The following is a 22,485-nucleotide window of genomic DNA, read 5'->3' as shown; positions in this document are numbered from 1 at the left end:
CACACATCATATCGCAGATGTATGAAGTAGCTGTGAAGTGCCATAATCAAAACCGCTAAATACAAAACTTCTAAATGTACTTGTTTTTCCTTTATTTACTGATTTTATTATAGCACAAGGATTTTCATTTGTTACAGTTTGGGCAAAAACGCATTAAAAAAAGTCAAAAGTGATGTTTTTTATATGACAAATTAAAAATTATGTTGTATAATATCTTCTAAAGGGGGAATTTCGGTGCTTAATATTCTGCTTTGTGATGATGATAAATCAATACTCGAAAAAGTACGGTCACTTATACGTAATCTTCAAAAAAACTATAAAATAGAATTTAATATAGATATGCGTACCTGCGGTGATTTTATTTTTAAAGAAAAACATTCTTACGACATCGCTATAGTCGATGTTCAAATGCCTGCCGTAAACGGACTTGAGGTATCGGAAAGATTAAAACAATTAAACCCTGACATTATTATTATGATTCTTACCTCATATCCGGCTTACCTTGACAGTGCAATGAAAATTCAGGTTTTCAGATATCTTTCAAAGCCGATTGACACTGAAAGGTTTAACAGAAATTTTCTTGAAGCCGTTGACTATTACAAGAAAATCAGTAAAAGTATTATAATAGAAAAATATGACGAAATTTTCACCGTAAAAACAAGGGATATTCTCTATATTGAAAACAGAAAACACGGTTCACTTATCGTTACTAAATACAAATCATACGAAACCAATAAGAAACCTGCCGAATGGTACGAAATAATCAATCAGCCTAACTGCTTTGTCCAATCGCATAAAAGCTATATCGTAAACTTACAGAATGTAATTAACTTTGATAAAAGTTCAATTACATTTCAGGGGGCCAATGAGAATCTTATGGAGCATTGCATTTCGCAAAGAAAATACGCAGAATTTAAAAAAGCCTTTTTTGATTTTGCGGGAGGTATTGTATGATAATTTTCAGCTATGCGACGGTAACGGTATTTGGGGCAATCATTTCTTACATATTTATTTCCAGCAAATTTGCTCAGAAAATGAGCAATATGGGTTTATTTTTATGTTTTTCATTGTCTGCTGCACTGCAATTTATAATAAATACGGTAGGTGTCGAATATTCAAATATTGTAGCATTTTTAGCTTGCAATCTGTTGCTGTGTATTTTTTGCTTTAACACAAATGTTTTTCAAGCAATATTTACTTCAATTCTTCTCACATCTATAACTCTCATAACAAAAATGACTCTGCTGTTTCTTGTAATGGTAACTTTTAATATTGATATTAAAGGAATCACTGAGAACGGTATGATATTTTTCTTATTAAGCGGCAGCTCGCAGTTATTTTTCTTCTTTATTGCATACTTTGTATCTAAAATTTCCGTCAAAGAAAATAAAGAAAATTTGAAGCTAAATAAAACAGATATGCTTTTCTTTCTGCCGATGGCGTCAATACTTATAATATGCGGTATGTCATACATTTCGCTTAACTATAAACTTGACGAATTTACATATGTTTTGTTTGCGGTAGGCGCTCTGCTTTTAATGTATTCAAATATAGTTGTTTTTCTTGTACACGAAGACGTATTGAAAACTCAATACGAAAACACGGCGCTAAAGCTGCAAAAGCAAAAATCAGAAATTGATACCGAATATTACTCTATTTTACAAAATCAATACGAAAATTCTAATATTTTAATTCACGATATAAAACGCCACTTGCTTTCAATAAAAGAACTTTCAAACGAAAAAGACTTTGAAAGCATAAACAAATACATTGACAGTCTGTATGAAGATTATCAGATTAAATACTTAAAGAAATACAGCGATAACAAACTTATAAATGCAATCATAAACAGATATGTCAGTGCTTGCAAAGATAAAGAGATTGACTTCTACTGCGATATTCGAGATATAGATTTTTCTTGCATTTCAAATAACGATATAACATCATTACTTGATAATATTCTTGAAAACGCTCTCGAGGCAACGCAAAATGCCGATAACAAGAAAATTGAGCTTACAGTTAAGCAAACGAACACAAACTATATTGTAATCAACATATGGAATTACTGTGCAAGTGCTCCCAATCTTAAGGACGGCAAATTACAGACAACCAAAAGCAATAAATTTATTCACGGCTACGGAATAAAAAGTATAGAACGAATAGCCAAACAATACAACGGTAATGTAAGTCATAATTTTGACCCCGAAAATATGAAATTCACTCTCGCAGTTGTTTTGAAAATTAAATAAAATAATAACACAAAAAAGCGATGACTGATAAAAAAAGTGGTTCATCACTATTTTTGTGGGATGGTGAACGGACAGAAGAAATAGAAAGATAGCGAATCAAGGTAAAGAAGAAGTCAGAATTTCACATCAACAGATGAAGTGATGACAGCGATGAAAGATATGTTCAAGGACATTCTTCAGGAGGTTATGGAATGTGAGCTTGCCGATGAACTCGGCTATGAGAAAAGCGAAAGAACGTCGAATGATGAATGTGGCAATAAGTCGAAAAATTACAGAAACGGCTACTCGAAAAAGACGATAAAAACGCAGATGGGAGAGCTTGAAATCAAAATTCCGAGGGATAGAAACGGCGAATAAGAACCCAAAATAATCAGCAAATACAACCGCAATGCAGACGGTATGGAAGAGAAAATCCTCTCACTTTATGCCTGTGGAATGAGCCAGCGTGATATTTCCGAACAAATCAAAAATCTGTATGATGTAGAAATCTCTCCCGAGCTTGTCAGCAAAATCAGCGAGAAGATTATGCCCGATGTGACTGCATGGCAAAATCGACCTCTTGAAGCTGTATATCCGTTTGTGCTTATGGATGCAATTCATTACAAGGTCAAGGAAAATCATCAGTATATCACGAAGGCTGCGTATGTAGTTTTGGGCATCAATCTTGACGGGCAGAAAGATATTCTCGGCATATGGATTGGCGAAAATGAGAGCAGTAAATTTTGGTTGAATGTGTTGAACGAGCTCAAAACTCGTGGGATTAAAGACGTATTTCTGTTCTGCGTTGACGGTCTGACAGATTTCAGACAAGCTATTGAAGCGGCTTTTCCGAACGCACAAATTCAGCGTTGCATCATTCATCAGATACGCTCAAGCACAAGATTTGTAAGCTACAAACACATCAAGGGGCTGATGGTTGACCTCAAGAAAGTATATCAAGCTATCAACGAGGAAGAAGCTATGAACAACCTGATTTTGTTCAAGGACAAGTGGGGCAAAACTTATCCATCCTGCGTGAAAAGTTGGGAGGAAAATTGGGATATTCTATCCACATTCTTCGCATATCCGCCCGAGGTTCGGAAGATAATATATACAACGAATATTATCGAAGGGCTGAACCGCCAGTTCAGGCAGATTACGAAGAACAAGCCGTCATTCACGAATGATGACAGCCTGCGCAAAATGTTGTATTTAGCGTCGCAAAAGATTGTCGAACGCTGGACACAAAGATGTCGAAACTGGGATGTTGTTTTAAGCCAGTTATCGATAATATTTGAGGACAGAATACCGGCTTGATTTGCCCCCGAGAATAGAATTTCCTGTCTGCGGAATGAAAAGTTGACACGGGGCAAATCAGAAAGACTGATTACACTGCAATCCGCTGTTTTGTTATTGCTTGAAGGATTATTATTTACACAGAAATTTATGGGGTACCCTATTTGTCGGCTTCATAAATATTCCTGTCGGCATTTCGCTGTCAAACTCACCCGCACCGGTATGCTTAGTATCAAATACTGTAAAATCATTTCCCGTCTGGTGATACACTACAAGAGGCTCACCGTTGCCGTCCACAACCTTGCTTGCAGTTTTCGGCTTATTCTGCCAATCACCGAACCACCTTACAAACTGCTGGCTTTGGGTAATTTTTTTAATTTTTTTGTTGACATTGCTATCAATTTTGCGTATAATAATGTTGGAACTCGAGTTATTAAGTATACTGGGTAATTGGTACCCTTCATGCTTAATTATACTTTGAGTTCTTTTTTTGTCTAAATAATAAAAACCAACCTGATTATTATTCTCTAAAGCTATTGCTTCTTTGATTAAATCATTAATATTGTTTTTATTAAAGTATGTTGCTACAAGATTGACATCAATTATTTTTTTGTTATATATACCTTCAAAATCTACCGCAATAGGTGCTATTACCTGCTTATTATTTACGGATAAATCAACCAATGCAATAACTTTATGAGTACTGTCCCTGCTCTCTTTATTAGTAAAATCAGGGTGAGCAATTACCATAAGCGGATCAGAAATTTTATTATAAATTTGCTTAACCGTATTGAAACCTAAATCATGATAATTAGTGTTTTGCTTATATCTCCCCTCATTTTTCGCCCTCGCTTCTGATACTGCAACAGAATATATATGTTTTTTCGTCATCGCAACAGGCAGCGAATTAAATCCAATATCCTGTAACACTTTTGGGGTTCTACCCATAATAACAACATCATCTGAATTATATGTATTATTCTCTATCTGGTCAACTTTCTTCTCAAAATCATTTTGCATTATATTTTCATCCGCCGAATACCCTACATCACCGCTATTAGCAAATACAACATCTTTCCGGTCAATGTCCGGACGGATGTTTTTTCTTTGCTCTGCATTGTAATCTCTTCTGGCAGAAACATCTCTTGCTTCTCTTTCTCCGGCAGTGTTATAATACATTGCCATTGCTTCTTCATCGCTGTATCCGAGATTTTTCCAGTATTCCAAATTACTTCCATTCGCAAAATTTTCTATTCCCTGTATTGCGTGCTGAATTTCATGAATAATCGCTTCTTTCTGCTCATCAATCGTATTCATCGGATTTAACATTATCACATTACCGTTTGAACTGTATACACCTCGATTAACCGAAGAAATCTCGTAATAAACATCTACATTCTTTAGTTGCGGATACGCTTCAAAAAGTTTGGGATGATTTATTACATCACTCAATTTCACTCCTTTTCTGTACTCAATCATTTTTTCGTCAAGATTGTAGTATTCATTTTCCTCTGCTTTTGTTGCTGTATTATTTACAATCTTTTCTTCAAGCTCTGCACTTTTAACTTTCATTTTCGCAAGTTCAATTGCGGCAGCTCTGTTCTTTTCGATATCTGTTTTAAACTCTAATTCGCTGTTATCTATCTCAAATCGCCACTTGCCGTCATATCCCTTAAACCAACCCGTTTCCTTACGGATTTTCTCGGAATCTGTACCGTCCTTTTCAAGCTCCATAGCTTTCTCAAGTGCACTCTTGTCCGCAGTTTCTGCTTTCAATCCTCCCATGCTGTATTTGATATCATTGCTACTTTCGTCATTTTTCGTATTGACATTATTTTCACTTTGAGATATACTGTTATTAAAGAATCCAAATCTGGTACTGGGTAACGGCAATTTGAGCCTATTAACCGACAGCCAATTATGGGTTCTTTCTTTATTTGGTTCAACATACAAAATTTTACTTTTATTTATAAAGCCTTGCAAATCAACATCTTTGCCGTAAGCACTCGCTATTTTTATTATATTTAAACTTTTACCGCCTTTTTCTGTCGGATTTAACTCAAGTGCAACAAGTACAGGATTGTTTTTGCTGTCATATACATCACCAAATAAAACAAGTCTTCCATTAACGGCTTTGTCAAGAAAAGTGTGTAAGTTTTTTAAAAATCATAAAAATTATGTTAATGCTTCAAATCATGTGCTCGTATTTTCAATAAGGGCACTGATTTTTTCATTTGTAGACAGTTGATTTCTGACCATTGCCCAATTTTGAACCTTACTGCCATTCCACTTTTTGTAAAGCTCGGTTGTGCGTAAATAGAGCAATTTGAGTAGTGCGTTTTCATTTGGAAAAGCCCTCTTTTTTGTAACTTTTCTGAAACTTGAATTTATGCTTTCAACCGCATTGGTTGTATACATAACCTTACGAACGGCACTGCCATAATCGAAAAGCTGCTCGACATGGTTGAAATTTCGTTTCCACACATCAACTGCTCCGGGATATTGTGACCACTCCTGACAAAACTTTTCAAATGCTTTTCTGCATCCATTAAGACTTGGTGCTCTGTAAACTTTTTTAAGCGATTGTGTGAATTTTTTGTAGTCCTTGCTTGGCACATATTTAATTGAATTTCGAATTAAATGTACGATACAACGCTGCACGACAACATCTTTAAATATCGCTTTTGCACCGTCTTCATGACCGGAAACACCATCCATACAGATAAACAATACGTCCTCCACACCCCGTGTTTTTAATTCATCAAATATTTGCATCCATGTGTGTTTGCTTTCGTTTTCGTTAAGCCACAAGCCTAAAATGTCCTTTTGTCCGTCAATATCATAGCCTAAAATCGTATATACTGCATAATTCTTGCTCTCATACTCTTTTCTGATTGTAGCATACATACAATCCACAAACAGAAATGTGTACATCCTTTTCAAAGGCCTGTTTTGCCAATCGTCAAGTTTATCTAAAACGCAATCGGTTATTTGCGACACTGTTTCGTGTGAGATTTCAAAGCCATATATATCCTCAATCGTTTCGGCAATATCACGCTGGCTCATTCCTTTTGCATACATCGTCAAAACCTTTTCTTCAATCTCGGATACATCCTTTTGCCGCTTCGGTATAAGCTGTGTTTCAAAGCTCGAATCACGGTCACGAGGTACTTTGATATCTACTTCGCCGGCACTCGTTTTGATCTTTTTGTTCGTATAACCGTTGCGTCGATTATCAGTCGTTTTTATGCCGTGGTCGTTGCTCTCATAGCCTAAGTGATTGTTCATTTCGCCTTGCAGCATTGCTTCAAACATCGAACCGAAAATGTCTTCCAAGGCGTCCTGCATATCTGCAACGCTTTTCGGATGATACTGTTCGAGAATTTGCTTTGCGAGGTTCTCGCCCCGTGTGCTTTCTCTCTTTTTGCCATTTCGTTCATTCCTTTTTCCTTCCTTTCATTGTAACTCACTTTCCAAAAATTGAAAAAGTGTGCAAGCTATTTTTTAACTTACACACTTTATTTTACAAGCTCATCCAGGGCGGTAATCTTGAAGTCCTCAGGGTTCTACTCGGTCATAGTTCTATCTCAATCACTCAAATATATATTCATTTGGCTGCACAAATGCAATTAGTGAATAATAAGTTTGATAGTCATTTAGACACCTTGACTTAGACACCTTGATTTTTTAGGCTCTATAATAAATGTTGGGGTAACAAATAGATCCTACAAAAATAATTTTAAAAAAAGTAGAGCATATTTGTCTAAAATCCGTTAAAATGGAATTGACTAGAAACCAGAAACGGAGGAACAAATATGCTCTACAAATATTTTACCGAAAAACTCTTAGGATTGCAAGATGTTGATATAGAAAAAATTGAAGAAATTGATAATTCAATCCATATTAACTGCCGGTTAAAACGAAAACCTCACAAATGTCCTTGCTGTGGCAATTTAACTGATAAGGTTCACGATTATCGTGAACAGCCTATAAAGGATATTCCTGCCTTTGGCAAGCACATCTTTATTCATCTTTATAAGCGTCGATATCGTTGCTCCTGTGGCAAGCGTTTCCCTGAAAATGTCGATTTCCTCCCTCGTTATCATCGTATGACTAACAGATTGTCTTTGTATATCATTGACAAATTGAGAAATGAAGTTTCTTTTTCAAGCGTTGCAAGAGAGGTTAACCTCTCTGTAAGCTCCGTAATCAGGGTTTTTGATTTAGTTTCCTACGCTCCTAAAAAGCTCCCATCTGCTATTTCTATTGATGAATTTAAAGGCAATACGAACAGTGAAAAGTATCAATGTATTCTCACCGATCCTGTCAACAAGGTTGTTTTGGACATTCTTCCAAAAAGATATGCGCATTTCCTAACTGAGTATTTTAACCATTTTGATAAGTCACAGCGTGACAAGGTTCAGTTTTTTGTCAGTGATATGTGGAAACCCTACTCTAATATTTCTTCTGTGTGGTTTAAAAATGCCTCACAGATTGTTGATAAATACCATTGGATACGGCAAGTTATCTGGGCTTTTGAGGCTGTTCGTAAGCAGGAACAAAAGAAATTCAGCAAATCTCATCGCAGATACTTCAAGCAATCAAGACAGCTTTTACTAAAAAGATTTGACCTCCTTTCTGACGAACAAAAACAACAGGTAAATGTTATGCTTTTTACTTCTCCAACTCTTTCTACTGCTCATTTTTACAAAGAGGATTTCCTTAAAATCCTTGATTGCAAAGACCGACAGTCTGCAAAAACAGCTTTTTCTGATTGGATAAATTCTGCTTTAGACTGTGGTATTGCACAATTTGTAAAATGTGCTAACTCTATGCTCAATTGGCTTCCAGGTATTCTGAATTCTTTTTCTTCTGCTATCACCAACGGTTTTACCGAAGGCTGCAACAACAAGATTAAGGTACTTAAGCGTAATGCTTATGGTTACAGAAATTTTAAGCGTTTCCGTAACCGTATTTTACATATGTTTTCTCACCAAATGCAAAAACAAGCGATAGCTTGATTTACTATCGCTTGTTCGTTTCAATTCTTCTTTTTCGGGTTTACCCCAACTATTGACATAGAGCCATTTTTTAACACTCCAAAAAGAAAAGCACCAACTTCAAAAATCGGTGCTTATGGCTGGGCTGGCGGGATTCGAACCCACGGGTGACGGAGTCAAAGTCCGTTGCCTTACCGCTTGGCGACAGCCCAATATATAATTTTTGTGTAAAACGCTTATTCTGATTAGCGCAACTTAAAAAGTTGTTTGTGCAAATTACCGACAGTGTCTTTTACATTTATATAAGTAAAGCCGCAAAGGCATTGTACCTTGCGGCTTTATGGTGACCCATCGGAGATTCGAACTCCGGACACCTTGATTAAAAGTTTGAATTTTTATTTTCTTTTAGTAGTTTTTTTAAATAATGCTTTAATAATTGTACCAATTAACACAATAACTACTGCACCAATTACATATGGCATTATTATTTCAAATCCTTGTGATAGTCCGCTATTTAGTCCGTCACTAAAAGCCTGTTGTATTTGTTCATTATAATCTGCTATTGTTGTTTGTTCCATGTTAATACCTCACTTCATTTCAATTTTATGTATTTTATTCTGACCCGATATATTTAATTGGTTTTTAATATCATAATTTGGTGTTGGATTTTTAGTTAGTCCTAAAATATAATCAGTGCTAACATTAAATTTTTTTGCATAGTTAATCAACATATCTAATGAAATCTGTCTTGTTCCTCTTTCATATTGTGATATTGTGATTTGGTTTACATTAAATTCTTTAGCTAATTCAGATTGTGTTAAATCTGCATCTTCTCTTAAAGCTTTTATAATTTCGTTAAATTTCATAAAAATTCCTCGCAAAATTCTATAAAATATCAGTTATATTTTATCACTTTTTGCTGAAATATATTGACAAATAGTTCATTTTGAATTATAATATAATAAAATAGTTCAATATGAACTATCGGATTTAAAAGGGGACATAAAAAATGCTTAAAGAGAAAGAATTAAAATTTAATGTAACAAAATCAAAAATGTTCAAATTATGTAATACTGTTTGTCCTGAACTTATTTCAGGAAAGAAAATGTTAGAATTTTCGTATTCTAAATTAAATCGTGAATCATTATTCATTTTTGAGTGCAATTCTTATAGCTTCCGCCTTTTTCCTTGCGCAGGTAAAATCTTTTTAAGATGCAAGCGTACATATGATAATTCAGAAGTTTTCAATAAGGTTGTTAATTTCGACTTTCTGAAAGAATTATCATTTTTTAATTAATTTACATAACATTCGGTTTAGGACACATAAAAAAGTGACTTAGAACGTGTCTGAACATGCGTGTGAAAATCACGAGATAAATATTAATGTCATGAAGTCAGATTAAATTACGTGTCAGGGGTCCACTGTCGAATTACTATAAACACTTTCCGAATGTCCCTATAATATAAAATAAAAATTTCAAACAAGGAGGCAACAAAATGAATGATGTAAAAATGATAGTAGGCTACCGTTCAGGTGATTTCGTCACAGAGCAAGGAGAACGCATTGAATATTACAGACTTTCAGTTCTCTATCAGTCAGATGACACAACAGGACTTAAAGCCGAAGAAGTAAAAGTCAGAGATGCTCAAGTCCTCGAAAATGTTAAACTCGGCTCTTTTGTTAATCTGTACTTCGATGACAAAAAGAAGTGTATTCTTATCAATGAAGTTGAAAATGTTGACGAAGAAACACTAAACGCATTCACTGCAGTATGGGGGTTGTAATATGCTGACAGGTTTTGCACTCGGTTGTTGCTTAATGCTCTTATGCAACTACCTGATTAAAAAACACGGAGAAAAATTCCGCCCCGGTGATGAAGAAATTTGCAAAAAGTGTCAATTCAAAGACGCTGTAATGTCAACTCTTGCAGGTGATGATACAAATGTCAACGATTGATGAAATATATAACTCTCTTCAATATCAAAACGATTTAATAACATTTAGCACTATTGCAATAGTCGCTTCAATAGCCGTTGTTATCGGAATATCGTTAGGAAGAGCGTTTAGCTTTTGGAAGTGGTAATATGAATATTGTTCCTTATTTTCTTACTGGTTTATGTGTTGGGTTTTCTTCGTATGTAATAACTTCATTAATTGGTTATGCCATTTATAGTGCTTACAAGCTCATAAAAATGGCTTAATACATAAAATCTATGGAAGGAGTTAAAAAAATGGGAAAAATCAAAAATTTTGTGTGCAAGCATAAGAAAAAGCTTTCGGTAATGGCAACTGCCGCAGTAATGATGGCTATGTCAGCTATTAACTGTTTTGCTGCAGAGGCTGGAACATCTGTTTCATCTGACAATGCGTTACAAACTGCGTTGACTTCATTTACTGACGCTTTAACTAATGTTCAGGGTAACATTTTGCAGTTCATTGTAGCTGCTATTCCTACCGCTCTTGCTATCTTTGGTGTAGTTGTTGCTGTCACCAAAGGTATCGGCTTTGTTAAAAAGCTCCTCGGTAAAGCTTCTTAAAATGTACCTCTCAATCAAATTTAGGGGCAGGGTTTTAATGCCCTGCTCCTATTTTTGTTTTAGCTTTTAGATTGTGAGGCACGCCGTAGGCAACTTCGGAAATCTGATGTATCTATTCTCTGAAAAAAGTTTTTAAAAAAAGTTTAGTCTTTACTCTCCAAAAGCAAATGATAAAATGTTTAAGCCGAGTGACTTAAAATGAGTTTTAGCTTTTGAGTTGCTCGGCGACTTAAAGCTATCATTTGCTTTTGGAGAGTCAAGACCTCCGCAGGAGCTTTTTTTCAAAAGTTTTTTCAGACACGCATCAGACACGCAATTCAGACACGCAAAAGGAGGGACATAAAATTATGGCAATATCCTTGTATAGTGGCACTCCCGGCTCGTATAAGAGTTACCACGCAACTGCAGAAATAATAAGTTGGCTTAGATCCGGCAATAATGTTATTGCTAATTTTCCTGTTAATACAGAGAATTATTTTAAGCGTAAAAAAATCGGTTCTTTTACTTTCGTTCCTAACTCAAAATTGACTGTTAATTATTTACTTGATTATGCAAAACTACATCATAAGCCAAGCCGCAAAGCACAAACCCTTGTTGTTATTGATGAGGCAAGCATAATGTTTAACGCTCGACAGTTTGATAAAAAAGACCGTATGGAATGGGTTAATTTTTTCGCAAATCATCGGCATTTTAACTATGAATTTATCTTGATAGCTCAGAACGATAGAATGTTGGACAGGCAGATTAGAGGATTGCTCGAATATGATTACAAGCACAGAGCTTTAAAGAATTGGAACTTGGCTTTTGCTCTCCTCTCCCTCGTTTGCAAAGGTATTTTTCATTGTGTCGAGTATTGGTATCCTTGCCGTATCAAAACAGGAACGCAGCTTAAACGCTTTAACAAGAAGATCGCAGCTTGTTATGACACTATGGCGCTTTTCAATTTTAAAGAAGATGAAAAGGCTGCTACTAATCAGACTGCAAATTCTGATGAAAAGCCTAAACAGCAAATAGATGTAGAAAAAATGAAAGAGAGGTTACGAAATGCTATTAAAAATAAAAACATTGTTCAGCAAGAAGAACATCAAGAAGCTGCTTCGTAGTTCTCTGTGTTTTTTACTTTGCATAATGACTGTAATATGTTTCGGCGGTGTGCTTGCTCCGGTGCAAGCTAACGCTGTCGCCGGAGTTGATGACGCTATTCTTTTTTTCCTCGGTGCTTTTCTTGTTTGCTGCGGAATGACATTTACATCTACAAGTGCTATATCGACTGCAGCACAAAATTTTTATGATTCGTCGCCTGCTGATGTTCAAGATATTATAGATTATAATGCTCATCAAGTTGAAGTTGATTCAGCTTTAGGAAATGGTTTTATTGCTGTTATAAAGTCCGAATGGAAAGCGTTAATAGATGAGTTCGTAAGACAGTTTCCGCAGTATTGTAATATTGATTTAGATTATAGTAATATTGTAAAAAATCAATTAACTGCTGATACTCTTTATAAGACACTTGTCGCAGGTACTACTGTTTCAATTTCAAATCCTTGGAAATCTGATACTAATATTTTTATTCAAACATCTGCTTCAACTACTTTAAGTTTCTATGGTATGGATACACTTAGAAAAGTTGTTGGCTCTGATTTATATAATCAAATATCTAATTATAATTCAAATTTTAAAGTAATGAATAATACTCAATTCGCTGTATTAAGTGTTCCTGCTCTTGATTTATCTGAAATATTACTTATTGGATATAATAACTTTGATACAAGTATAGATTGTCCTTTGTTTTATTTAAGTAATTATTCTGATGTTCTTATTAAAGGTGTTCAAGTTGGTGCTATTGGCTCTTATTCTTTACTTTTATATAAAAACGAAATTTGTCAAGCTTCTTATGATTCTGCATCACAATCTTATACACTTACTTCTTCTGGTGGTAATGTAATTAGTCAATGGCTTGCTGATGATGTCATTAGCAGTAATGATAATCTTATTAATTGTGATGATTTAACAATTTGTAAACAAGATTTAACTCGACTTCTTCTTGGTGAAGATGTGTTCTCTGTAGGTGTTGACTCTGCTCATATTCCTGGTATTGACTCTTTCCCCTCTACTGCTGATGATATAACTGATGTTGGCACTTACCCTGACAGTATTGGTATCAGTGTTCCACAGGACTTGACAGATACAATCTCAAAGACCGCAGAAGATATTAGAACAGTTGATAAAGACAAAACAGATACTAAAGACGACACAAAAGAAGATCCTGACACCAAACCGAACAAGCCGTCAATTCCTGGTTTGAGCTTGCCGGAAATCCTCTTTAAAGAAAAATTTCCGTTCTGCTTGCCGTGGGATGTTTACAATGTTTTTGCTAATCTCGTTGCGGAACCGAAAGCACCAGTTTTTGAAATTCCTATGAAGTGGGAATTTTTAGATATAGATTACACTTTGAAAATTGACTTTTCTATGTTTGATGAAATAGCAAAAATTTCACGCTTTTTCAGTAGTTTGGGATTTGTTGTATTTTTGATTTTAATATCTCGAAAAGTGATAGGAGCTGAATAATATGGATGTTTTCGGCGAGATTTGGAATTGGATATGCGAAACATTGTATGACTTGTTAAAAAGCATAATAGATTTACTTCCTGATAGTCCGTTCCAAATGCTTGATAATTCACCTATTTCAAAATATCTTGTATATATTAATTATTTCGTTGATTTTGCGTTTATAGTTGACACTCTTACGCTGTGGCTTGTTGCAGTAGCAGGTTATTATACATATAGCGTTATCTTACGAATGATTAAAACAATTGACTAAAAATATATTGACTGCGGGGTGGCGGTTTGAACCGCCGGGGCCCTGCAGTCAAAAAAATTCAGGAAGTTGTTTCCTGTTAGGGGGGCAAGCTAATAGCCCCCCTCTACCTACAATACACATGAAAGGGACATAAATATGGATTTAGAAAACAAAATTATAATTGACTGGTTCAGCTTTACAACCTCTATATGCTCACCACAGAATATTATTGAGCTGCTCGGAATGGAAGAATGTCCGTGGGTTGAAACACACGGCTTCTATGGCTGGACTAATCGCTTATCTTTTGACCACATTTCTATAATGTATGGCGGTGACTTTCACGACAACCTCGTAATGCTTGAAATGTCCGGTCAGGGTTGCAGAGTTTTTGAAACACTCGGTCACGGCAATTTTAACGCTCTTTTTTCGTTTATCATTGAAAATAAAGAAGAATGCAAGGTTACAAGACTTGATGTAGCCTTTGATGATTTTACCGGACTTTTAAATCTTGATGAAATAATCAGAGATACTTATAAATGCAACTTCATTTCTCGCTTTCGTGTTCCTCCCGAAATTCATTCAAAAGTCTATCCTGACGGACACTGCGGTCACACTGTAACTCACGGCAAGCGTGACGGTTCCGTATTTATCCGTATTTATGATAAGGCTGTTGAACGCAACAAGTCTGATGAGATAAAGCATTGGGTTCGCTGCGAGCTCCAGCTCCGTTGCGGAAATTGTAAAAACTCCGGCAACCGTGCGGAAGAGTTCATCAGGCTTATGGTAGAAGAGAATGAAACAATAGATAATCTTTATTTTGCTGTTCTTAATCACTACCTGCGTTATGTAAAGCGGTCTAATACTGATACTAATAAATGGCGGTTTGAACTTGCTGACCACTGGTCAGATTTCTATAATTTTGCTGAAACTACCGAAAAATCAATCTATAAAGCTCCTGGAATGGAATATAATGCAATTAAGCTGCGTAAAACCTATGGAGAACGCTTCGGCGGTGGCATATATACATATATTCAGATATTCGGTGTTGATACTTTGCTTGCTGATATTGAAAAGTGTAAACCTAAATTAAATCCTAAATATAAGCTACTTCTTGCCGAAGATGAAGAACTTAAGAAGGTGAATTACTATGAACCTGTCACAAGCATATGAAATGTTTATGCAGGAACAAAAATTCAGAGGAAATTCTCAAGAAACTATATCGTATTATAAAATCTGCTTAAATATGTTCATTGATTATTGCGGCTCTGACTTAGATGTATCAGATTTAGATGTAATACTATTTAAAGGTTATCAATTATATTTATCAGAGAACAAAGATATTAAAAGGGTTTCAGTTCGCACATATTCAAGGGCTGTCAGGGTATTCTACAGATATTTATACTTTGAAGATATAATAGATATTAATATTAATAAGTTAAAGCTAATTAAAGCAGATAAAGAAGTTATTATGCCTTTAACAGATATAGAAGTTAAGCAGTTGCTTAATTCATTCGAACCTTTAACATTTCTTGGTGAGCGTGATAAGCTTATGTGTATGCTTATGCTTGATTGTGGACTTAGGCGTGGCGAAGTTGTAAAGCTCAAGTTATCTGATATAGATAAAAGCAAAAGAACAATGATTATTAACGGTAAAGGCAGTAAGCAAAGAATTGTCCCATTCGGTAAAACCGTTAAAAATCAACTAATGCGTTATCTTGCATTTCGTTCAGAGAAGCCCTGTTACTCCGACTCTCTATTCTTAACCGTTGAAAGAGAACCAATTACAGCAAATACTATCAAAATGTTATTTCAGCGTTTAAAAATTTCATCAGGCATAAGTCGGCTGTATCCGCACTTGTTAAGACATACATTTGCAACGAATTATATTATCCAGGGCGGTAATCTTGAAGTACTCAGGGTTCTACTCGGTCATAGTTCTATCTCAATCACTCAAATATATATTCATTTGGCTACACAAATGCAATTAGTGAATAATAAGTTTGATAGTCATTTAGACACCTTGACTTAGACACCTTGACTTTTTGGCAAGCAAAAAAGAAAAGCACCGACTTCAAAAATCGGTGCTTATGGCTGGGCTGGCGGGATTCGAACCCACGGGTGACGGAGTCAAAGTCCGTTGCCTTACCGCTTGGCGACAGCCCAATATATAATTTTTGTGTAAAACGCTTATTCTGATTAGCGAGCTTAAAAAAGTTGTTTGTGCAAATTACCGAGAGTGTCTTTTACATTTATATAAGTAAAGCCGCAAAGGCATTGTACCTTGCGGCTTTATGGTGACCCATCGGAGATTCGAACTCCGGACACCTTGATTAAAAGCTACCACTATATTGAGCCAATTTATTATCATATTGACAAAATAATTTATCAATATGACTATGATAACGCTGATTTAGTATTCTTTGTTGTGTAGCTAAATGCACATATTTCATTGTCATTTGTAAACTTGTGTGTCCGAGCAATATTCGCAGTTCTTCAACATCACCGCCATAAAGGATATAGTTAGTCGCAAAAGTGTGGCGAAGTAAGTGAGGGTGCAATCTGATAATTCCTGTACTTTCTTTTAAATCTTGAAAATACATCTTGATTGTATTATCGGTAATCGGTGTACCATCTTCTTTTTGGAAAAAGCGTTTTTCATATTCGTTTCTCATGTGTGAATAACGATTAATATATCGCTTAGTTTCTTCACCAAAAGGTACTAATCGCTCTTTTTCTCCTTTACCTTGCACTAACATAGTGTTGTTATGCATAAATATGTTTTTTGATTCAAGACTTACTACTTCTCCTCTTCTCAGACCTGAATCAAGCATAAACATTACCATTAATTTATTGCGAATACCAAAGTATGAGTTATCAAAATTATTGAGAAGTATTTTTACTTCTACATCTGACAAAGGAACTATATTGGCAATTTCAGCTTTAATAAGTTTCAACTTTCCCACATTTTGAATGAACTCATTTTCATTTAACCATAATAAAAATGTTTTCACTGCTCTTGTATAAGTTTGCAGTGATATTTTTTTAGTACCGTTTTTATTTTCAATTAAATAGAGTTTGTAATCTTCAAATAAATGAGTATAAACATCTTCGACATTTTCTATTTTGTTATCTACACACCATTCAATGAACTTCGGTAAATTATATTTATAATATTTTAAAGTTTGTTCAGTTACACCTTCAGAAATTTTTTCTTTCAAGAACTGCTGATAAGCAGCACATAAAGTCATAAAATACACCTCGTAAGCAATCAGGTAACAATATTGTAACATATTGTAATAATATGGTCAATATTCAACAACTTTGTTTATGAGGTCTTTTTTATATAAAAAACAGGAGGCAGCTATGAGTATATTAAGTTTTGAAGAACCGTACACAGACAACTAGGTTGTCGGATATTATGAAGATAAACTTATTGTCAAGCGTGAGGACGGCGAATTATTTTTCTGTGAAATACCCGAAAATCTTATTGAAATAGGAGAAACTATTTCTCAAAAAGATTTAACAAGTATTTCAGAATTACCGTACAATGTACAAAAAGAAATTAAGAATCAATATGCAGATTGAGAGGTGTAAAAAATGGCTTACGATCCGGCAAAATCAGAACAGACAAAAGAAGAAATGAAACAAAAGGTCATTGAACTTGCTAAGAACTTTAAAGATAATCCGCAGAATATGATTGAATACTTGCAATTTTCAACTCGTTTTTATAACTACAGTTCAAGAAACACAATGCTTATTTATCAGCAAAATCCGGGTGCAATATTTTGTAACAGCTATAAAGCATATCAGGATATGGGTTATTCGGTTAAGCGTGGCGAACACGGAATGAAAATACTTGTGCCAACTATAAAGACATACCTTAATATTGACGGCAGCCCTGTTCCTCTCAGTAAAGCTACAAAAGAACAGAAAGAGGCTTACAAGCTACATAGAATTGAGGCAGAGCAACGAATACATTTTAAAGTCGGTACTGTTTTTGACATAGCACAAACAAATTGTCCTAAAGAAGATTATCCTAAATATTTCGATCTTGGTTACACATCAGAACAGCATAAACAGCTATACGAACTTATGAAAACATATTGCGAAAAAGAGTTGAATTGTAAAGTACACGAAAATCAATTTAATTCAGTATCACTGCGAGGCTTCTTTGATCCTGCAAGCAATTCAATTTCGCTTAGCGGTATGTTTGACGATTCAACAAAATTATCAGTACTTACACACGAAACCGCACACGCTATTTTACATAAAGAGCTTGATAAAACTCAAATTAAAAGTGAAGCTCAAATGGAATTTGAAGCTGACGCAACATCGGTAATGTTGCAGTCATACTTTGGCTTGCAAATACCTGAGAGCAGGCAAAGACATCTTGCCGATCAATACAAAACAATGTGTGCAGACAAAAATATCTCTTCGGCTGACATTACAAAATCACTTGATCACTCTCACAGAGCATATAAATCAGTTGCGGATAATATCAACAATAGTCTAAAACCTGAACTTACACCATCAATTAAAAATGTTCAGGCTGCACAGGTGACACAACCCATTTTACCAAATCAAATAGCAATGCCCGATATGGGAATGGCTATGATGATGTAATTATGACTGCGTTTTTGGCAGTCTTTTTTATTACTCAAACAAACAAGTGTCCCACGGTGGGACACTTAGTAAAAAATTTATCATTTAATCGGGGGAACGAAAAATGAAAGAAAATAACAAAGCAATAAAAATTGCAGTATCAAATCAAAAAGGTGGAGTAGGAAAAACTACAACTGTATTAAATCTCGGAGCAGCACTTGCTGTTAATGATCGCAGAGTATTACTTGTTGATTGCGACCCACAGCACCATTTATCAAACTGGCTTAATTGGGAAGCCGATGGCAAGCCTACAACATCCGATATTATTTTCAGCACAGTTACAAAACAAAATGTAAATTTTAAAAATTGTATTCGTTATTGTGAAAAAGAAAACTTTGACTTTATACCGTCAATTAACTTGCTTGCCGGTATGCTTGGAATTATTGCTGCAGATGATAACAGTTCAACTGTAATTTCAAGAATTTTTGAGAATGACTACTTTAACGAAAATTACGATTACATTATATTTGATTGTCAAACTGCTCTTGATTTGCTTGTTACAAATGTTCTCAACGCTTGTGATAAGCTGCTTATTCCTGTTCAGGCAGATTTACTCAGTTATGAGGGCGTAGAACAAATGCTTGACAGTTTTATGCGAATTAAGAAAGATACCGATATTCGTAAATATCTTCTCGGAATGCTTGTTACTATGTATCAGACTAATACAAGACATTCCGCTACAATTTACAACGCACTTAAAGAAAGTTATAACGATCTTGTTTTTAATACATATATATCATATAGAACAGAAACAAAAAACTCAGTAGGTTTTCATCGTAGCAGCGTTTCAGACTGCAAATCAGTTGTAGGTGCTCAGTATATAGAAGCTGCACATAGGATTATGGAGGAATGTGAAAATGCCTGATTTTTTTAAACCTAAAAAGCAAATATTAAAAACACCGGAGCAGGCATACTCTGAATTGCTCGGCGGAAGCACGGAAAATCAAGTTGTAGAAATTGACATATCTCTGATTGATGAAATAGACGATCAGCCACAAAGCATACATCAAGACAAAATTGAAAACATAGCAGAAAGTATGAAACATATAGGACAGATTGACCCTGTTACTGTTGTGAAGTCAAAAAAAGAAGGCAGATATGTTTTACTTGCAGGCAGACACAGAAAAAGAGCATGCCTACTGAATGGGCAAAAATCTGTTAAAGCAATAATAAAAAACGAAACCGACCCGGACAAGCAAAGACTAATCTTATTGGCCACTAATAATGACCGTAACACTGACTACCTTCCCTCCGAACTTGCTTTCAGTTATGCGGAACAATCCGAACTATTAAAAAAACTTGGCAGTAAATCTACCGTATCAGCTATAGCAGAGCAAAACAACACAAACAGAAAAGCTGTTCATCGACACATCAGACTTACATATCTCATTAAACCTTTACTTAACAAAGTTGACAGCGGAGCAATTACAGTAGGTGCAGGATATGAACTTTCATTCCTTTCAGAGGAACAACAGATCTCATTGCTTAATTTTATTCTTAATAATGCCTCGGTTTGCCAAAAGATTGATAAAGACATTGCAAGAAGAATAAGACTTGAACCTGACAATCTGCAAGAAATCTTTTATCCAAAAGTTGATGTGCCGGTATTATTTGAAGAAGCTGATATTGAAGAAGAAAATATTGGAATTGAACCTCTTGAAGCAGAGAAAGAAAAAGTTAATAATTCATCTGAAAAGGTAATTAATCCTGAAACAAGCAACCGCAAGTGTCCCACGGTGGGACACTTAAAGGAAAAAGAGCAGTTACCGAACGAACTGATTATGACCTTATCGGCTACAGTTTTAAACTGTACAAGCTCGGTATTAAAATATTATGCAACTGCATTTCCTACCACTGCCGAATCAGTTAATATGTTTAGTCAACGATTTAAGAATTTTTCTGCAAGCGGTAATACGCAAAATTATGTTCCATATCAGGAATATCAAAATTGCGAATACAAATTAAAGTTTCTTAAAAAGCAGCTTGAATTTTATCTTAACAATAATAAATATACAGTTGCTTACAATGAACTTGATGAGTTTATACGCAGATATTTAAGAAAATTCTTTCCAAAAGAAAAACTCGTTGAACTTATATCAAATACATAGTTTTCTTCTCATCGTTCCCCGATGATAGAAATACAGGGCTGTTTCAAAACATTTGGAACAGCCCAACACCCACAAGGAGGTAAATATGAAAATCAAAAGAATAATTTGTGCTTCATTAGCAGTACTTAGCTTATCAACAGCATTATTATCATCACCGGTAAACGCAGCACCGAAAATTGGTGATGTAAACCTTGACGGCATAATTAATATTGTAGATGTATCATTAATTCAGCAATATCTCGCAGGATATAAAGATATGAAATTTTACTCGGCATATGCTGATTTTGACCGCAACGGAAAATTAGACATTAACGATATATCTTTATTGCAACAGTATCTTTCAAAATCAATCATTGTGTATGGTGATTTTATATTTCAAATGAGCAGTAATTCAAAGTTGATTTCTCAATCATATTTTGGCAATGATACAAATGTAACAGTACCGGGATTTCTCCCCGGCTACAACTATGTAGTTACCGAAATCGGTTCTAATACATTTTCAAACAATTCAAAAATCGCAACAGTAACTTTGCCTCAAAATATCGGAAAGCTTAACGATAAAGCTTTCAATAATTGCAGCAAACTTACAACTGTTTATGCTTATAATAAAAACCTCAAGTGGAGCAATTCATTTTATAATTGTCCAAAATTCAAGTCAATTCAGTTTAAGTGAAATTAAAGAATAAACCGCACCTTACATACCCCTTCTCCTTTTATTAAAATGAAGAAACACTGCAGTTAGTGCTGAACTGCAGTGTTTGTACTAAACTGTTTTTATTGCTATTCTTATATTCTTTTATTACTGCGGATTGTATAAAAACAATTAACAAACAAATTATTGACAAACAAAAATGTGAATTGTAAAATTAAGATATAAAGACATATACGAAAGGGGTCAGAGTTATGACTACACAGGAAATGAACACAAACATTACAAATACGAATGAATCAGCAGAGAAAAAAACGAATAAGAAAAAGGCTATTGGTATTGTTGCAGTTGCGGCAGTAACGGTGGCGGCGGTCATTATTGCTATGCTGACCGCTTGCGGAAATAAACAGCCTGTTGCAACGGCTGATGAGGTAATCGGCACATCTGTTCAGACTGTTACACAGGTTGTGACGGACAGTCAGGGCAATACACATATAGAAGAAGCAACTAAGGTTGTTGAGGTTAAGCAGACACAGCCTGCGGAGAAGTCGGAAAAAGCTACGGAAGTTAATGCACAGAATGCAGCAAAGACCGACAACAAGCAGAACAACGGCGGTCAGAGCAACAATAACGGCAACGGCAACAGCAATCAGACTAACAACAATAATAACAATGCCGGCAACGGTCAGACAAGCAAGAGCAACGGCTCATCAGGCAGCACAAACAAGCCTGCAAGCAATTCAGGCTCAAACAGTTCATCAAGTCAGAGTAAACCGTCAGGCGGTTCATCAAGCAGCTCAAGTCAGAGCAAGCCGTCAAGCGGCTCTGGCTCATCATCTTCAAGTAAGCCTGCACCTGCACCGGCTACACAGCCTGCAACAAAAGACCCACACGAGGGAAAAACTTGGTACGATGCAGAGTATAAGACCGAACAGGTCTGGGTAGTTGATGAAGAGGGTTACACTTGGCAGAAACCGATTGTAGAAGGTCAATGGAGAACTATATGTAACATTTGCGGAGCTGATATTACAGAAGATGTTACTGGTCACGATAAAACATACCACCTTCCTTACGGTGACGATTTTAGCTATAGTGATAAATGGATTGAACAAATTACAGGTTATGAAACAATTAAAGTTCCTGAGAAAGGTCATTATGAAACAAAAACAACTCTTGTAAGAGAAGCCGGTTGGTATTAATCAAA

Annotated in this window: 20 protein-coding genes, 3 tRNA genes and 3 pseudogenes; 17 read left to right on the top strand and 9 right to left on the bottom strand. The window is 35.3% G+C overall.

The genetic code is table 11. The features are described from left to right. Positions 1-234 precede the first annotated feature (234 nt). From KGF34_RS00980 to KGF34_RS00970, 3 genes and pseudogenes are all read left to right on the top strand, one after another. Positions 235-954 (top strand): LytTR family DNA-binding domain-containing protein, encoded by a 720-nt coding sequence (locus KGF34_RS00980; protein ID WP_252559541.1) that lies wholly within the window; start codon positions 235-237, stop codon positions 952-954. Continuing rightward, on the top strand, positions 951-2,249 hold the full coding sequence (locus tag KGF34_RS00975) for a GHKL domain-containing protein (RefSeq protein ID WP_252559540.1): 1,299 nt from the start codon (positions 951-953) through the stop codon (positions 2,247-2,249). The genes KGF34_RS00980 and KGF34_RS00975 overlap by 4 nt, the downstream gene beginning before the upstream one ends. A gap of 126 nt (positions 2,250-2,375) precedes the next feature. Beyond that, a pseudogene (locus tag KGF34_RS00970) lies at positions 2,376-3,545 on the top strand (IS256 family transposase); the annotation flags it as partial. Between the two features lie 111 nt (positions 3,546-3,656). Here the strand turns inward: KGF34_RS00970 and KGF34_RS00965 are convergent. The 3 genes and pseudogenes from KGF34_RS00965 to KGF34_RS00960 form a co-directional block, all read right to left on the bottom strand. After that, the gene (locus KGF34_RS00965; protein ID WP_252559539.1) at positions 3,657-5,309 is read right to left on the bottom strand and encodes an LPD23 domain-containing protein; all 1,653 of its coding nucleotides are present in this window, start codon (positions 5,307-5,309) and stop codon (positions 3,657-3,659) included. 156 nt (positions 5,310-5,465) lie between these two features. Continuing rightward, a pseudogene (locus KGF34_RS11800) lies at positions 5,466-5,648 on the bottom strand (hypothetical protein); the annotation flags it as partial. 69 nt (positions 5,649-5,717) lie between these two features. Further along, positions 5,718-6,938: pseudogene (locus KGF34_RS00960) on the bottom strand (IS256 family transposase); the annotation flags it as partial. Positions 6,939-7,339: 401 nt separating this feature from the next. Between KGF34_RS00960 and KGF34_RS00955 the strand changes: the two are divergent. Then, positions 7,340-8,545, top strand: coding sequence for an ISL3 family transposase (locus tag KGF34_RS00955; RefSeq protein ID WP_252558941.1), 1,206 nt, complete (start codon positions 7,340-7,342; stop codon positions 8,543-8,545). Positions 8,546-8,661: 116 nt separating this feature from the next. On the opposite strand, the gene KGF34_RS00950 is transcribed toward KGF34_RS00955, so the two are convergent. From KGF34_RS00950 to KGF34_RS00940, 3 genes are all read right to left on the bottom strand, one after another. After that, positions 8,662-8,736: transfer RNA gene (locus KGF34_RS00950), tRNA-Gln, on the bottom strand. Positions 8,737-8,919: 183 nt separating this feature from the next. Next, a complete protein-coding gene (locus KGF34_RS00945) occupies positions 8,920-9,102 on the bottom strand; it encodes a hypothetical protein (RefSeq protein ID WP_252559538.1) in 183 nt (60 codons plus the stop codon). Between the two features lie 9 nt (positions 9,103-9,111). After that, the gene (locus KGF34_RS00940) at positions 9,112-9,390 is read right to left on the bottom strand and encodes a helix-turn-helix transcriptional regulator (protein ID WP_252559537.1); all 279 of its coding nucleotides are present in this window, start codon (positions 9,388-9,390) and stop codon (positions 9,112-9,114) included. Positions 9,391-10,021: 631 nt separating this feature from the next. On the opposite strand from KGF34_RS00940, the gene KGF34_RS00935 reads away from it, so the two are divergent. The 8 genes from KGF34_RS00935 to KGF34_RS00900 all read left to right on the top strand — a co-directional run bounded on the left by KGF34_RS00935 (position 10,022) and on the right by KGF34_RS00900 (position 15,891). Continuing rightward, complete coding sequence (locus tag KGF34_RS00935; protein WP_252559536.1) at positions 10,022-10,309, top strand: hypothetical protein; 288 nt, start codon at positions 10,022-10,024, stop codon at positions 10,307-10,309. 1 nt (position 10,310) lies between these two features. Next, complete coding sequence (locus tag KGF34_RS00930; protein ID WP_252559535.1) at positions 10,311-10,481, top strand: hypothetical protein; 171 nt, start codon at positions 10,311-10,313, stop codon at positions 10,479-10,481. A 275-nt stretch (positions 10,482-10,756) separates the two neighbouring features. Beyond that, the gene (locus tag KGF34_RS00925) at positions 10,757-11,062 is read left to right on the top strand and encodes a hypothetical protein (RefSeq protein WP_252559534.1); all 306 of its coding nucleotides are present in this window, start codon (positions 10,757-10,759) and stop codon (positions 11,060-11,062) included. Positions 11,063-11,409: 347 nt separating this feature from the next. After that, entirely contained in the window at positions 11,410-12,165 is a 756-nt protein-coding gene (locus KGF34_RS00920; protein WP_252559533.1) for a zonular occludens toxin domain-containing protein, read from the top strand. Between the two features lie 25 nt (positions 12,166-12,190). Next, entirely contained in the window at positions 12,191-13,630 is a 1,440-nt protein-coding gene (locus KGF34_RS00915; RefSeq protein ID WP_252559532.1) for a hypothetical protein, read from the top strand. A gap of 1 nt (position 13,631) precedes the next feature. Beyond that, a complete protein-coding gene (locus KGF34_RS00910; protein WP_252559531.1) occupies positions 13,632-13,883 on the top strand; it encodes a hypothetical protein in 252 nt (83 codons plus the stop codon). 135 nt (positions 13,884-14,018) lie between these two features. After that, positions 14,019-15,032 (top strand): replication initiation factor domain-containing protein, encoded by a 1,014-nt coding sequence (locus KGF34_RS00905; RefSeq protein WP_252559530.1) that lies wholly within the window; start codon positions 14,019-14,021, stop codon positions 15,030-15,032. Then, the gene (locus KGF34_RS00900; protein ID WP_252559529.1) at positions 15,010-15,891 is read left to right on the top strand and encodes a tyrosine-type recombinase/integrase; all 882 of its coding nucleotides are present in this window, start codon (positions 15,010-15,012) and stop codon (positions 15,889-15,891) included. Before KGF34_RS00905 ends, KGF34_RS00900 begins: the two co-directional genes overlap by 23 nt. Before the next feature lie 59 nt (positions 15,892-15,950). On the opposite strand, the gene KGF34_RS00895 is transcribed toward KGF34_RS00900, so the two are convergent. The 3 genes from KGF34_RS00895 to KGF34_RS00885 form a co-directional block, all read right to left on the bottom strand. Continuing rightward, positions 15,951-16,025 (bottom strand) — tRNA-Gln (locus tag KGF34_RS00895). A 129-nt stretch (positions 16,026-16,154) separates the two neighbouring features. Then, positions 16,155-16,217: transfer RNA gene (locus KGF34_RS00890), tRNA-Ser, on the bottom strand. Further along, a complete protein-coding gene (locus KGF34_RS00885; protein ID WP_195410783.1) occupies positions 16,193-17,110 on the bottom strand; it encodes a tyrosine-type recombinase/integrase in 918 nt (305 codons plus the stop codon). Before KGF34_RS00885 ends, KGF34_RS00890 begins: the two co-directional genes overlap by 25 nt. Before the next feature lie 349 nt (positions 17,111-17,459). Here KGF34_RS00885 and KGF34_RS00880 point away from each other — a divergent pair, with 349 nt between their 5' ends. The 5 genes from KGF34_RS00880 (at position 17,460) to KGF34_RS00860 (ending at position 22,480) form a co-directional block, all read left to right on the top strand. After that, a complete protein-coding gene (locus tag KGF34_RS00880) occupies positions 17,460-18,485 on the top strand; it encodes an ArdC-like ssDNA-binding domain-containing protein (RefSeq protein ID WP_252559528.1) in 1,026 nt (341 codons plus the stop codon). A gap of 103 nt (positions 18,486-18,588) precedes the next feature. Continuing rightward, positions 18,589-19,389 (top strand): ParA family protein, encoded by an 801-nt coding sequence (locus KGF34_RS00875; protein WP_195410786.1) that lies wholly within the window; start codon positions 18,589-18,591, stop codon positions 19,387-19,389. Further along, a complete protein-coding gene (locus tag KGF34_RS00870) occupies positions 19,382-20,632 on the top strand; it encodes a ParB/RepB/Spo0J family partition protein (protein WP_195410787.1) in 1,251 nt (416 codons plus the stop codon). Before KGF34_RS00875 ends, KGF34_RS00870 begins: the two co-directional genes overlap by 8 nt. 85 nt (positions 20,633-20,717) lie before the next feature. Then, positions 20,718-21,305, top strand: coding sequence for a dockerin type I domain-containing protein (locus tag KGF34_RS00865; protein WP_177379012.1), 588 nt, complete (start codon positions 20,718-20,720; stop codon positions 21,303-21,305). A gap of 230 nt (positions 21,306-21,535) precedes the next feature. After that, positions 21,536-22,480 (top strand): hypothetical protein, encoded by a 945-nt coding sequence (locus KGF34_RS00860; protein ID WP_252559527.1) that lies wholly within the window; start codon positions 21,536-21,538, stop codon positions 22,478-22,480. Positions 22,481-22,485: the final 5 nt, after the last annotated feature.

The organism is Ruminococcus sp. FMBCY1 (assembly GCF_023921805.1).
Classification (GTDB): domain Bacteria; phylum Bacillota; class Clostridia; order Oscillospirales; family Acutalibacteraceae; genus Ruminococcoides; species Ruminococcoides intestinale_A.
Note: the sequence above shows the minus strand (reverse complement) of the source record. Positions and strands in the feature narration are given on the sequence as shown.